Annotated in this window: 12 protein-coding genes and 1 pseudogene; 6 read left to right on the plus strand and 7 right to left on the minus strand. The window is 53.1% G+C overall.

Annotation, left to right across the window (positions count from 1 at the left end; all coding sequences use genetic code 11):
* The 3 genes from VU18_RS13740 to VU18_RS13750 all read right to left on the minus strand — a co-directional run.
* The coding region (locus tag VU18_RS13740) for a DegV family protein (protein WP_047758345.1) at positions 1-635 on the minus strand (635 nt) is incomplete at its 3' end.
* Between the two features lie 255 nt (positions 636-890).
* Positions 891-1,565, minus strand: a complete 675-nt coding sequence (locus tag VU18_RS13745; protein WP_020278885.1) for a response regulator transcription factor — start codon at positions 1,563-1,565, stop codon at positions 891-893.
* Positions 1,562-2,743 (minus strand): sensor histidine kinase, encoded by a 1,182-nt coding sequence (locus tag VU18_RS13750; RefSeq protein WP_042379189.1) that lies wholly within the window; start codon positions 2,741-2,743, stop codon positions 1,562-1,564. The genes VU18_RS13745 and VU18_RS13750 overlap by 4 nt, the downstream gene beginning before the upstream one ends.
* 220 nt (positions 2,744-2,963) lie before the next feature.
* Between VU18_RS13750 and VU18_RS13755 the strand changes: the two genes are divergently transcribed.
* The 6 genes and pseudogenes from VU18_RS13755 to VU18_RS13775 form a co-directional block, all read left to right on the plus strand.
* Positions 2,964-3,535, plus strand: a 572-nt coding sequence (locus VU18_RS13755; RefSeq protein WP_236687421.1) for a YigZ family protein, incomplete at its 3' end; no start/stop codon positions are given.
* 1 nt (position 3,536) lies between these two features.
* Positions 3,537-3,605: pseudogene (locus tag VU18_RS20570) on the plus strand (YigZ family protein); the annotation flags it as partial.
* A gap of 32 nt (positions 3,606-3,637) precedes the next feature.
* A complete protein-coding gene (locus tag VU18_RS13760) occupies positions 3,638-4,645 on the plus strand; it encodes an LCP family protein (RefSeq protein ID WP_047758300.1) in 1,008 nt (335 codons plus the stop codon).
* Positions 4,646-4,887: 242 nt separating this feature from the next.
* Complete coding sequence (locus VU18_RS13765; protein ID WP_014196791.1) at positions 4,888-7,335, plus strand: SH3 domain-containing protein; 2,448 nt, start codon at positions 4,888-4,890, stop codon at positions 7,333-7,335.
* Between the two features lie 217 nt (positions 7,336-7,552).
* Positions 7,553-8,230, plus strand: coding sequence for an SH3 domain-containing protein (locus tag VU18_RS13770; RefSeq protein WP_014196792.1), 678 nt, complete (start codon positions 7,553-7,555; stop codon positions 8,228-8,230).
* A gap of 3 nt (positions 8,231-8,233) precedes the next feature.
* Entirely contained in the window at positions 8,234-9,568 is a 1,335-nt protein-coding gene (locus VU18_RS13775) for a SpoIID/LytB domain-containing protein (RefSeq protein ID WP_014196793.1), read from the plus strand.
* A 144-nt stretch (positions 9,569-9,712) separates the two neighbouring features.
* Here VU18_RS13775 and VU18_RS13780 read toward each other — a convergent pair whose 3' ends face one another.
* The 4 genes from VU18_RS13780 to VU18_RS13795 form a co-directional block, all read right to left on the minus strand.
* A complete protein-coding gene (locus VU18_RS13780; protein WP_011232627.1) occupies positions 9,713-10,969 on the minus strand; it encodes a glycosyltransferase family 4 protein in 1,257 nt (418 codons plus the stop codon).
* The gene (locus VU18_RS13785; protein WP_020278882.1) at positions 10,966-11,232 is read right to left on the minus strand and encodes a hypothetical protein; all 267 of its coding nucleotides are present in this window, start codon (positions 11,230-11,232) and stop codon (positions 10,966-10,968) included. Before VU18_RS13785 ends, VU18_RS13780 begins: the two co-directional genes overlap by 4 nt.
* Entirely contained in the window at positions 11,229-12,311 is a 1,083-nt protein-coding gene (locus VU18_RS13790) for a glycosyltransferase (protein WP_014196795.1), read from the minus strand. Before VU18_RS13790 ends, VU18_RS13785 begins: the two co-directional genes overlap by 4 nt.
* On the minus strand, positions 12,308-13,379 hold a 1,072-nt coding region (locus VU18_RS13795; RefSeq protein WP_047758348.1), incomplete at its 5' end, for a glycosyltransferase. The genes VU18_RS13790 and VU18_RS13795, both read right to left, overlap by 4 nt.

Raw genomic sequence — 13,379 nt, forward strand, 5'->3', positions numbered from 1 at the left:
CGGTGGATCGCTTTTTTGCGCGTGCGGATTTTTTCAAACGGCACGATCACTTTGTTTTCAAAGCGAAGAAGCGGCTTGATTTGCAAGAGGCCGCCGATGAACGCCTGCGCCCCGGTCAGCCGTCCGCCCCGCTGCAGATGGGCCAAGTCATCGACCATAAAGTAGGCGCGCAGCGTTTGTTTCATTTCATCCAAGCGAGCGATGATATCCTCAGGAGACCTCCCCGCCTGCGCCATTTCCGCCGCTTCGATCGCATAAAACCCTTGTGCCATGCAGCTGATTTCCGAGTCGTATGCGTAAACACGCAATCCGTCCACCATCGTCCCTGCCGTGACCGCCCCTTGGTACGTGCCGCTGATGCCGCTTGAGAGGTGGATGCTGACGACCGCCTCGTATCCTTCCTCGCGAATGGCGGTGAACAAGTCAACAAACTCACCGACCGACGGTTGGGACGTCGTCGGCAACGTCGGATGCTGCTTGATTTTGGCAAAAAATTCATCGGCCGTCATATCAATCTCTTCGCGGTACGTCTCATTCCCGAAAATGACGCTGAGCGGAATCAGGCGAATGCCCAACCTCTCGCGCACCTCTTTCGGCAAGTAGGCCGTGCTGTCGGTGACAATTGCCGTTTTCACGAACGCCATTCCTTCCTGATTTCAAATTTTCTTCCATTATACCAAAAAGACAAACCGCCCACCACTACGAATCCAAATGGGGGATAGCGCACCGCAAGGACCTAAACAAAGCCGCTTGCCGCCAACTACAAAACAGCTTGTCCTCACCACGGACACACCAACAACGAAGCATCGCTGCCTCGATCCCCTCAACACCAGCCGCCAGACGCCCATCCAATCCGCTGACAATAGGCGGAAACTAAGGGGGCATTGCCATTAGCGCACTTCCACCCAGCCGTTTTTGATCGCAACCACAACGGCTTGCGTCCGGTCGTTGACGTTTAACTTTTGCAGGATGCTGCTGACATGGTTTTTCACCGTTTTTTCGCTAATGTAAAGCGCCTCGCCGATGGCGCGGTTGCTTTTGCCGTCAGCCAACAGCTGCAGCACTTCGCACTCGCGCCGCGTCAGCAAATGAAGCGGGCGGCGCACCTCCTGCTTAACCACTGCGCCGCCTTTTTCCGTCGTCAATCGGCGGTATTCGCGAATCAAGTTGTGCGTCACTTTCGGATGCAAGTACGAACCGCCTTCCGCGACGATTCTCACCGCCTCAATGAGTGTATCGGCGTCCATCTCCTTCAACAAATACCCGGTCGCTCCCGTCTGCAAGGCGCGCATGACATAGTTTTCATCGTCATGAATCGACAGCACGACGACTTTCGTATCAGGGTAAGCTTCAATCAGCTGTTTCGTCGCCTCAACGCCGTTGATGTCCGGCATGTTAATGTCCATCAGCACCAAATCGGGTCGGTATGTTTCGACGATTGAAAGCGCTTCGCTTCCGTCGCTTCCTTCCGCCACGACTTCAAAATCGCCCTCAAATTCCAAAATGCGCTTGATGCCCTCGCGAAACAGCTGGTGATCGTCGATAATCGCGATGCGTGTTTTCATCGTTTCCTTTCCTCCTTGTTCGTTTTGTCAGTCGAACGGTCGAGCGGAACGCGAATGAACACGGTCGTTCCGCTGCCAATCTTTGAGCGGATGTCGAGCGTGCCGCCGAGCAGCTCCACCCGCTCCCGCATTCCAATCAAGCCGAACGCATTTTCTTTTTTGACCGATGGATCAAATCCTTTGCCATCGTCTTTGACACTGACAAGCAGATGGTGGCACGTCACTTCCATTTTGACGTCGATATGGCGCGCTTCGGCATGCTTCAAGGCGTTTTGCACCGATTCTTGGACAAGCCGAAACACGGCCGCCTCCATCCGCGACGGCAGCCGAATTTCTTCGCCGATATGTACAAAGGAAATGTGGACTCCCTTGTTATATTCTTCGGTCGTTTGCAAGTATTTTTTTAGCGTCGGAACCAATCCTAAATCATCAAGCGCCATCGGCCGCAAATCGTAAATGATGCGGCGCACTTCGGACAAAGCCGAACGCACCATTTTGCGAAAATCACGAATCTCGGCGATTGCCGCCTCTGTCCCTCGCTCTTTGATCACCTTTTCGACCAAATCAGACCGAAGAAGGACGTGAGCGAGCAGCTGCGCCGGGCCGTCATGGATTTCCCGCGACAGCCGCCGCCGCTCTTCTTCCTGGGCTTCGATGATTTTCAGCCCAAATTCCTGCTTTTGCTTCGCTCCTTCAATAAGCTCGCCGACCTGGCGGAAATCGCTGTTTAAGTAGTGGAGCACGACCGTAATTTGTCCAACTAAATAATCGGCGCGTTCGATAATTTGCGCAAGGCTCGCCAATCTCCGCTCGAGCTCGTCGCGGCGCAGCCGCAGCTGTTTCTCCCGCTCGCGCACCATCGTCAGCTTCATATGCAACTCATGCGCCGCTTCATACGCCTCGCGAATATCTTGCTCCGAGTGGGTGGAAAAGTTTTGACTCACTTCCGACAGGCGGCGGCGCGCCTGACGCGCCTTCATTTCCAGCTGATCCGCTTCTTCGATCGCCTGCACGGTCAGCCGCTTCACCTCCTCGAGTTCGCGAAGCAAATGGTCGTGCTCTTGACGCGACTGCTCCCCGATGCGGAAAATTTCGTCTTTGCTGTGTTGAACGGTGTCGATCATTTTTTCGACAATCCGATCCAACTGCTTCACATCCCACTGTTTTGCCTCAGCCAATTTGCCAACCTCCAACAGCGCTGCCAAGCGGTGCGCATGGGCGCCAGCAAAATTTGTTTGAAGGAAAAAAGTTGTCGATTTATAATAATAAAAGCATGCCCTATCTATTGCTCTTTTATTTTCAGTTTACCATAATTAGAGTAGATCGCTAGCCATTCATGCAAAAAAATGAACAAAATTAAACCGTTTTCGCGTTTTTTGTATGTTGAGGTGTTTTGCTTTGTTGCAAACATATTACACGGTCAAAGGATACGGCGAACGCGAGATCGTGATCGAAAAATCACGGTTCATCTGCTATATCAATCGCGCTGAAACCGAGGAAGAGGCCGTCGCCTTTATTCAACAAATCAAGAAGAAGCATTGGGATGCCACCCACAACTGCTCCGCCTATTTGATCGGCGAGCATGACCAAATCCAAAAAGCGAACGATGACGGCGAGCCGAGCGGCACCGCAGGGGTGCCCATGCTTGAGGTGCTGAAGAAAAAAGGGGTGAAAGACACCGTCGCCGTTGTCACCCGCTACTTTGGCGGCATCAAGCTCGGCGCGGGCGGGTTGGTGCGCGCTTACAGCCGCGCCGTCTCCGAGGGGCTGAACGCCGCCGGCATCGTCGAGCGTCGGCTCATGCGCGTCATGCATGTTACGATCGACTACCCGTGGCTTGGGAAGGTGGAAAATGAGCTGCGCTCTTCCGTATATACTATTAAAAATATCCAATATGCCGACCGCGTCACGTTTGATGTTCTCGTTCCCGAGGACGGCCAGTCTTCGTTCGGCGAGTGGATGACCGAACTNACAAACGGAAGGGCGGACATTCAGGCGGGAGCGATGGAGTATGCCGAACGGTTGCTTCCGTCTTCCTAAAACGACACCGTAAAGGAAAGAAGGGTTAAACGATGAATCATACAAGAAAAACGGTGAAAAAGCGAAAGAAAAAAAAGCGGCTCCGCCGATTATTTTTGCTCGTGTTTCTTCTTTTGCTCGGGGGTGTCGGCGCCTTTGGCTACAATATTTACTCCGAGACGAAACAGGCGTCAAGCAAAATTTATCAAGCGCTTGATCCATCAAGCAAGCCTGCAAGAAATATTGAAATGCGCAAAGATCCGTTTACCGTGCTGTTGGTTGGAGTGGAAAACCAGTACCACGACGAGGAGGGGCGGTCTGATGTCGTCATGCTTTTGACCGTCAATCCGAAGACGAACAAAGTGTATTTGTTGAGCATTCCGCGCGACACGCGCGTTTACATCCCGAGCGAAGGGCGGAAAGACAAAATCACCCATTCTTACAGTCATGGCGGCATTCAATCGACAATTGCAGCCGTCAATGAGCTGATCGATGTACCGATTGACTATTACGTGACAACCGATTTTGACGGGTTCCAGAAAATTGTCGATTCCTTAGGCGGCGTCACGGTGGATGTTCCGTTCACATTCAAAGCCCAACTGACCGGCTCCCTCAAATGGCATACGTTCCATAAAGGCAAACAAGAGTTGAACGGCAATGAAGCGCTCGCCTATGTGCGCATGAGAAAATCGGACCCCCGCGGCGACTTTGGCCGAAACGAGCGGCAAAAACAAGTCATTCGCGCCATTATTGACAAAAGCACGTCCATCACCTCGCTGCCGAAGCTGGATGACATCATCGCCGATTTAGGGGATCACGTGCGGACGAACATCCCTCCGTCCGATTTGTTGTCGTTCATCTATGTCTATCAAAAAATGAAAAACGCGGATGTAGAAAATTTGCATTTGAAAGGATACGACGAAACGATCAACGGCGTGTACTACTACATCCCCGACGAGCAATCGGTCAGCTCAATCAATGAAACGCTGCGGCAAGCGCTCGAGACGTCCAACGCCTCCCTCACGCGCAGCGATTCACCATCCACACAAAGCCAAAATTAACGATCACAAAGAAGGTGCTCCCAAAAGCAATGGGGCGCCTTTTTCCATTTACAGCGTATATCATGCCGCAATGATGATGAAAGAACACAACTTTTCATGTCCTCTGCTTTTTTTCTCTCTTTTTCAACAAAACTTTTCATTTTTTCTCATAATAGGACTGAATTCGGGTTGGATAAAACGGCAAAATTCGCTATGATAGTATAGAAAACGCAAACTTGAGAAAAAAGGGGGGGATCGAATCCTTGAAAAAAACGCTTCTTTCCGTCTTGTTGGCGACTTGCCCGCTGTGGCCGTCGGCCGCCTTGGCCGCCGATGGAAGTCCGTCCTCATCCTCACCGACACTCATGGTCGCTGAGCATAACGCTTTGCTGAGGAGAGGAGCGACGGATTCCTATCAAATCGTCGAATCCATTTCCGCTGGCCAACAAGTAAAGGTCATCGACAAGTTCCAAAACGCTGCTGGCGAAACGTGGTATCGCATCGAATATAAGGGCATCACGGGCTGGGCGCGGGCAGACGACTTTTCTGAAGCGCATGTCTCTTCCGCCTTCCCTAACGTGATGTTCGCCAAGCAAGACTCGTTGCTGAGAAGAGGGGCAACCGATTCATATCGGTCCGTTGGTTCGATTCCCGCTGGCCAACAAGTGAAAGTCATAGACGAGTTTCAAAATGCCTATGGTGAAACGTGGTACCGCATCGAGTACGGAGGCGTCACCGGCTGGACGCGTGCGGACAGCTTTTCCAACCAACCGCCTTCCATGCTCGTCGGAAAGCGTGCGGTGATCGCCGCCAACGACATCGCGATGCGCAAGGGGGCATCCCCTTACTATCCGGTCGTCAAAACACTGTCTAACGGCGATGTCGTCTCCATCATTGCCGAGTTCACCAATTCGCTCGGGGAACAGTATGTGCGTGTGGAGTGGGCGGGAGTCAAAGGATGGGTGAAAACGGAACAGATCTACATACCCAAACAGCTTCCGACACTTTTGCCGACATTCATGAACGTTGTGCAGTCCTCCCCGGTTCGCCGCGGGGCGAGCGTCCATTACCGCGCCGTCGCCACAGTGTCACGCGGTCAATCTGTCAAAGTGATCGATTTGTTCGTCACAAATGGTCAGGAACTTTGGTGCCGCGTTGATCTCGGACATGTCCGGGGATGGGTGTCGGAAAAAGTGTTGACGATGTCATCAACCATGTCGGTTCCAAGCGGTGTCTCGGATACGTCCAGCGTCTCAGGCCAGCCGCTGACGGTCAGCGTTTCGGTCGCCAATGTGCGGCAAGCTCCATCTTTAAAAGCAAAAGTCGTCACCCAACTGAAAAAAGGAACCAAACTGAACAGCCTGTCAAGCGCCAAAGATGCGTCGGGAGCGCTTTGGTACAAAGTGTCCCTCAATGGAAAAACGCTCGGCTGGGTGCACGAGACGGTCGTAACCAAATCCTACCTTTCCCCACCAGCCAGCCAGGGGATGCAAAAGCAGGTGACAACCGCTAATGCGGCGCTGTTTGCCGAACCTTCGTTGAGCGCCGCCGTCATCGAGCGGATTGCGAAAAACCGAACGGTCACGGTTTTGAAGACGACAGAAGCATCTCCGTTCGACTGGGTGCAAGTCACCTCTGCATCGGGGAAAACGGGATGGATGCCGGTGTTTGAAGTAAAAGCCCCATCCTACGTATACGTCAAACAGGCGGGCACTCCGCTGCGCCGAGGTGCCTCTTCGAACTATCAATCGTTGAAGGCGTTGGCAGCGAATGAGCGGCTTGCTGTCCTTTACGAATATCATGGATGGCTGAATGTCGAAACATCCAATGGCGTCCGCGGATGGGTGGAGGAATCAAGCACCTCTACCGTCGCCTTAAATAGTCTCGTTGAACCGACGTTTTCGACCATCAACGAAGATGCCTATTTGACGTGGAAAAAAACTTCTAATTTCCGCGTCTCCTATTCGTTGTTGCCGGGCAATCGTCTGAAAATCACCGGCTCGTTTTCCTACGCTGAAGTCCCGTCGACCGACATTCCAGGCATACAAACGGTGGAGTGGAACGGCAGCAGCCTGCTCATCACCTTTGAACCGGGGTACACGTTCACCCTGCGCCATTACAGCGACCGATTGGCGCTGAAAATTCTCGAGACCGGACTCAAGGGCAAAAAAATCATCATTGACGCAGGGCATGGGGCGCACGACACCGGGGCGATCGGCCCTGGCGGCACGCGGGAAAAAGATATTACTCTCGACACCGCCTTATTGCTAAAAGAAGAATTGGAGCGGGCCGGAGCGATCGTGAAATTGACGCGAAGCACCGACATCTTTTTGGAGCTGTCTGAACGGACATGGATCGCCAACAGTTCCGACTACGACGCCTTTATCAGCATTCACGCCGACTCGTACTCGCGGACATCTCGCGGAACGACAACGTACTACAACGTATCGAGCAACTTCAATGGGCCAAAAAGCGAGCAGTTGGCCGCCATCGTGCAAAAACATCTTGTCCAACAGCTCGGAACATATGACCGCGGCCATAAAACGCAAGACTTTTACGTCAACCGGAAAAACGAGCTGCCGAGCATTCTCGTTGAGCTCGCCTTCATCTCCAATCCAAATGAAGAGGCGCTGCTCAAAACGAAAGCGTTCCGCCAAAAAGCGGCCGTCGGCATTCGCGAAGGACTGGAAGAGTATTTCAGCCAATTCTAGTTTGTTCGCGTTCGGAGAATAATAGCATGAGAAGGCCGGTAATGCAACGGATTGCAAAGCTTTACGACGGAGTTCGTCAAACTGAGAAACATGGCAGCATCGCGTTTTCATTCCTTGCGATTCCTCATGAACCGAGCGAATCCGTTGTTTTTCACCGGCCTTTTAGGAAAGCTATTATTCTCCTTTCTTTCCATATCCAAAAACGGGGGAGATGAACATGATGAAACGAAAAGCCAAATGGGCCGTTGCTGCCAGCCTGGCGGTCGGAATGACGGCAGGCGCCCTCTTGTTTACGCCATCGGCGATGAAAGCATCGGAAGAAGTCGTGTTAGCGAGCGTCGACTGGGTGACTTCCCAGCTCAACCCGATGAAAAACGACATTGCCAACCTGAAAGCACAACTGGCCGCCCAGCAACAACAAATTCAACAACTTCAACAACAACTTGCCAGCAAACCCGCTTCGCCTTCTTTGCCTTCTGTCGTCTATGTAGTGAAAAACAATGCGGCCGTCCGCAGCGGAGCGTCAACGAGCTACCGCGTCATCACTTATAAACAGGCAGGGGCTTCACTGCAAGTGGTCGGGGCGCACCTTACTTCCCAAGGATTGTGGTACAACATCATCCTCTCCTCATCGTTGAAAGGTTGGATTTATTCCGGCGATGTCTCGACATCCGCCGTCAGCAGCGACAGCACCAAGCACGTCATCGCCACGGCCGCGGTCAATATTCGAAAAGGAGCGACGACTTCTTATCCGATTATTGCGACCGTTCCAAAAGGGACAGAGATGGTCTATATTCAGCCGTTTACCAACAGCAAAGGGGAGAAATGGTACAACGTGCAACTGTCTGATGGGCGTCGGGGTTGGATGGCCGCTGAATTTGGTGAGGTGAAGTAGACGGTGAAAAAATTGGCGTGGTTGGCCGTCGGCCTGTTTTTGCTCATCGTCTCTCCTTCCGCGTCGAACGCCGCTGGGGTGAAAACGTACAACAATCCCGTGCAAGTCCTTTTATATAAAGGGACATCGGTGACAGTCGCCGTCGAAGGAAACTATCAAATCGTCAATAAAGAGACGTTGACGATCACCCCGCTGCCAAGCGGGACAAATCTGACATTTCAGTCTTCCTCTTCGACCGTGTTTGTCACGTACAATGGAAAGACGGATTTTTCAAGCACCGGATTTACCATTCAAGAAACGATCGGCGCTGCGCCGTTGTCGCTTGTGAAAGTGAATCAAACCCGTTATCGCGGCAGCGTCGACATTCGCCGGCAAAGCAACGTCTTGTATGCTGTCAATATTTTAGATATGGAAGATTATTTAAAAGGAGTCGTGCCGAGCGAGATGCCCGCCTCTTGGCCGCTCGAAGCGCTGAAGGCGCAAGCCATTGCGGCCCGAAACTATGCCTATAAACATAAAACAAGTTTGACGACCAATCCAAACACACAGACGTATAAAGGATATGATGGAGAATCTCCACGATCGAACGCGGCAGTGGATGCAACAAGAGGATTGTATCTGAAATATAATGGCAGTATCATTGAAACGTATTACCACTCGACAAGCGGCGGCAGAACCGCCAATGTAAGCGACGTCTGGAACTCGTCGCAAACCGCCTACCCATATTTGGCGAGCGTCGATGACCCGTATGAATCATCGCCGTACAGCCGATGGTCATTCATCTTCTCCCCAGCTGTGCTGCTGCGTTCGTTCGGGTTCACCGATCCATCGGTTGTTTTATACGACGTCTCGATCGCCAAAACCGGCGCGAACGGAGAAGTGGGTGCCGTCACGATTGAAACCTCGGCAGGTGAAAAAACGGTGAAAGGCAATGAAACGACCATCCGCAAACTGTTCCCGCTAGACGGCAATCAATTTTACGGCATCTTGCCGTCCAACTGGTTTGACATTCAAGTGCAAAAAAGCGGTCCATCCGTGTCGATTCAAACGGCCAGCGGCAACATCGCCGCCTCTTCCTTGTCATCTTACTCCGTCCAAACAGGGAACGGAACGGTTTCGCTCGCCGGCGTCGAAGGAATCAAGGTGCAAACAACGGATGGCATCGTGCCGCTTTCCGCCTCGCCGTCAGGGGTTAGCTCGATCACTGTCACTGGAAAAGGATGGGGGCACCGGATCGGCATGAGCCAATACGGAGCAAAAGCATTTGCCGAGCGTGGATGGACGGCGGAGCAAATTTTAGAGCATTACTTCCGCGGGGCGGAAGTCTCGTTCGAGTGAAAGCATGACGATTGTGAAGGAAAACATCACTCGCATTCCAACACTCCCGACGCGGTCGGAAAATATCTTTCCAAATGGAAACATAGCCGCTTTTCACATAAAGGAAAGGGCATCCTGCTTATGAGCGGGACACCCTTTTCTTTTTTATTGTTCCGTCGGCCAAACGGATTCGCGTTTTGTTTCATCGCCAAGGGCGTGAAGCAAATCGTCGACAATGCGAATCCATGAGTATTGCTCCACCGCCAACTTGCGCCCATTTTCCGCCATCTTTTCGTATTCCTCGCTCGGAAGGCAAAGCAACTCGAGAACCGCTGCAGCGATCTGCTCAGGATTTTCTGGAGGAGCGATTTTCCCGCAATGATATGTTTCTAAAATCTCGGCGCTCTCCCCTTCGCCGCAATACAGCACCGGGGTTCCGGTGGCGATCGCCGGGAAAATTTTCGACGGCCTTGCCCCTTTAAACAAATCGATGTTGCGCAGCGAAACGATGCTGTAATCGGTGATGGAGAAAATCTCCGGCATCTTCTCAACCGGAACGGATCCGTAAAACGTCACATTGTCAAGGCCGAGCTCTTCTTTTAACGCCATCAGCTTTTCTCGCTCTTGGCCGTCGCCGACAAACAGGAAATGCGCCCGTTCATCTTTTGCTTTGACGATGGCCGCCGCCCGCAGCACCGAATCGAGCCCTTGGGCGTATCCCATCGTTCCGGCGTACGTAAACACCACTTTTCCTTCGAGCCCTAATTCCGCAAGCAGCTTCTTGTTTTTCGGCAGCGGGCGAAACACATCCGTGTTGACGCCGTTCGGCAATAAAAAGACATCCTCGGGCGCCTTCCCTTGCTCAATCATATAATCGCGAATGCCTTCCGTCGCGGCGGCGATTTTCCACGCCTTCCGGTATAAAAACAGCTCGAGCCATCTCGCCATTCGGATGAACAGCCGATTTTTCAAAATGCCGAGCTCAACGGCCGATTCCGGCCAAATGTCGGCGACGTTGAAAACAAACTTCGCCCGTTTCAACTTCGCGCCCACGTACCCGGTGATCCCTAAAAACAACGGCGGGGAATTGCAAATGATCACATCCGTCGGCTTCGCTTTCACAAGCAGCGAATAAAACGAGCTGAACGTAAACGAAAAATACGAAGCGAGCCGTTTCCAAAAGCTCCCCTTTGGCGACGGATAAATCCATGTCCGATGAACGGGAATGCCGTCCCATTGTTCGAACAAATAAAACAGGCCGCGGTATGGCTTGGGGATGACGCCGTGCGGGTGATGCGGGAACGCCGTGAGCACTTCCACTTGATGCCCCCGTTTGATCAGCTCCTTGCTCACCTCATACACACGAATTTGCGGTGCGCCTGTTTCCGGCGGGAAGTGTTGGCATAGGTAAATGATCCTCATGGCCCGCTCCACACCACTTTCCCAAAAAATCGCAAACGAACGTTCCATTTCGAGCGCCAAGAGGCGAGCGCAAACGAGGCGTGGAAAAGGGGAAACGCCCCCCTGGCATCGTCCCGCTGTCCTTGGATGTATAATCGTTGCCGCGAACCGACGGTCATCATGAGCTTGCCAACGGAAAGCCGCCGGCTTCGCGACTTAGCCTCCGCTTTCGGCAACAAACGAGCACCAACCGCGGCGGCTGATATGACGGCTTTGTTCCTCATCGACTCCCTCCACCGCCTTTCAACGTTTGCTCATACAATCGGATCATGCGCATCGCATTTTCCGTCCAATCGTAATGTTCATGGACATGGTTGACGCCGTTTTCCCCCATTCGTTGCCGCAGCCTCTCATCAAGCAGCAGCCGTTCGAACGCCTCCGCCAGCTTTTCCGGACTGTTTTTCGGCACGATCAACCCCGTTGTTCCCTCACGGACGACTTCCGGCAGCCCGCCGACGTTGGAGACGACAACGGGAACGCCGCACGCCATCGCCTCGACGGCGGCAACGCCAAAACTTTCGCTGTCTTCAGTCGAAGGCACGGCGAAAATATCCATTTGATTGATATACAGCGGCACTTGTTCGTTCGGAACTTTGCCGGCAAACGTCGTCACGGATTGGATGCCGAGGCGGGCGCACAGCTCCTCGTATTCACTCCGCTGCGGCCCGTCGCCGACGATCAACAGCTCCGTTTGCGGATGCCGCTCGTGCACAATGGCAAACGCCCGAATCAAATCGGCGATCCCGTACTTGTCGGAAAGAGCTTTCACCGTGCCGATCGTCACGGTCCGTTTCGGCTGTTTCGGCAACGGTTTGAAGCGGGCGACATCAACACCAAACGGCGTCACTTCGATCGGTTTGTCCGTATACTTTCCGGTTTCTTTCGCCATCACACGGCTTGTCGAACAAATGACATCCGCACGCTGGAATGTATATTCAAGCATCCGTCGGTTCCAACGATTGGCATTCGGAAACTGATACACGTCGCGCCCCCAGACGGAGACGTAAAACGGATGATACCCCGCAAGCGCCCCGATCAACCCGTAGCTGGAGGCATAATGGGCGTGCAAAATATCTGGTCGAAACGAAGCGAGCAGCCGCTTTAATGAAAAGACAGTGGAAAAATACGACAACTTCCCCGGCAGCCATTTCGGCAGCACGACTGTCTCGACTTCTTTCGCTTGCTCCGGCCCGTAATGGTCTTTAAACGTCACGACTTTCACATCAATGCCTTGCGTTTGGTAAAAGCGGGCCCACTTATGCGTATGGATCGATTTGCTTGGAGCCAATAAGGCGACTTTCATCGGAGGCCCCCCACCAACGTTTCTTTCACCTTTTCCACTCTCGCTTCCCACGAATGTTTCGCCATAAACGTCTGCTCAATGCGCAAGCGGCACTCCTCGAGCATGTCCGCCATCTTGGCGATCGCTTCTGCCATCGACGACGGGTTGTCGTCGCAAATGACGCCGTACCCATCCGCTTCAATCAACCGCTTTTGCGCTGAGCAAGCGGTGGCGACAATCGGCAGGCCGCTCGACAGATAGTCAACCAGCTTGACGGGAACGGAAAAATCATTGTACTCGCTCCGCCGCCGCGGGATGAAGGCGAAATCCATCTCCGCATACAAACGGTCGAGCGCTTCGCCGCTGACGTGCTCGACGCGCACTTGCAAGGCGGCAAGCTCTTCTTTCACCGCAAGCGGCTGCCGCTCGTACTCGTCTTTTCGGCAGACGACGGTGAGCGAAACAAGCGGCTTGCGGCGGTTTGCCAAGCGAATCGCCTCGAGCAGGAGCAAAAGCCCATAGTCGGCATTGTTGATGCCGCCAACATAAATGGCATTCAGCGGCTGTTTCGCCGTCCCGAACCGCTGAAACGGCTTTTGCTTCCCACCCGGCGGCAAATCGACCATCGGGCGGCGGATCGCGACATATGTTCCCATTTCGAGGCTCGGCAAAAAGATGACATCGCAGTACCGCTCGTAAAACCGTTCTTCCCAACGGTACATCATTTGCATGGCCGCTTTTTTCCAACCGCGGAGCGGATACAAATCAGGAAACTTCCAATAGACGTCGCGGTAAAAGACGCCGATCGGAACGTTGCGGGCTTTCAAGTAGCGGAGAACGTCCCGGTCGACGAACGGACGTTGCGGCCGGTGTCCTGGGTCAGTGAGCCAAAGCGGAATCGTCTGGTTTTCCATATAGCAAAACCAGACATCATCGAGCTTGCCTTGGCTGCGGAGCTCTTGAAATTGCTTCTCCCGCTCGGCTGACGTGCCGGCGATCAGAAGAACGTCCACTCCCTCTTTCGCTCCCCAGCGCAAAAACGCCTGATGCATTTCATACGGCCGCAGCTTTGACCCGCTGTTTCGTTCC

This window comes from Geobacillus sp. ZGt-1 (assembly GCF_001026865.1).
GTDB lineage: Bacteria > Bacillota > Bacilli > Bacillales > Anoxybacillaceae > Geobacillus > Geobacillus thermoleovorans.

Excerpts from the sequence above, each read along its gene's own strand:
- VU18_RS13770 (WP_014196792.1), top strand. The coding sequence starts at position 7,553 with ATGATGAAACGAAAAGCCAAATGGGCCGTTGCTGCCAGCCTGGCGGTC.
- VU18_RS13745 (WP_020278885.1), bottom strand. The coding sequence starts at position 1,565 with ATGAAAACACGCATCGCGATTATCGACGATCACCAGCTGTTTCGCGAG.
- VU18_RS13790 (WP_014196795.1), bottom strand. The coding sequence starts at position 12,311 with ATGAAAGTCGCCTTATTGGCTCCAAGCAAATCGATCCATACGCATAAG.
- VU18_RS13780 (WP_011232627.1), bottom strand. The coding sequence starts at position 10,969 with ATGAGGATCATTTACCTATGCCAACACTTCCCGCCGGAAACAGGCGCA.
- VU18_RS13760 (WP_047758300.1), top strand. The coding sequence starts at position 3,638 with ATGAATCATACAAGAAAAACGGTGAAAAAGCGAAAGAAAAAAAAGCGG.
- VU18_RS13785 (WP_020278882.1), bottom strand. The coding sequence starts at position 11,232 with ATGAGGAACAAAGCCGTCATATCAGCCGCCGCGGTTGGTGCTCGTTTG.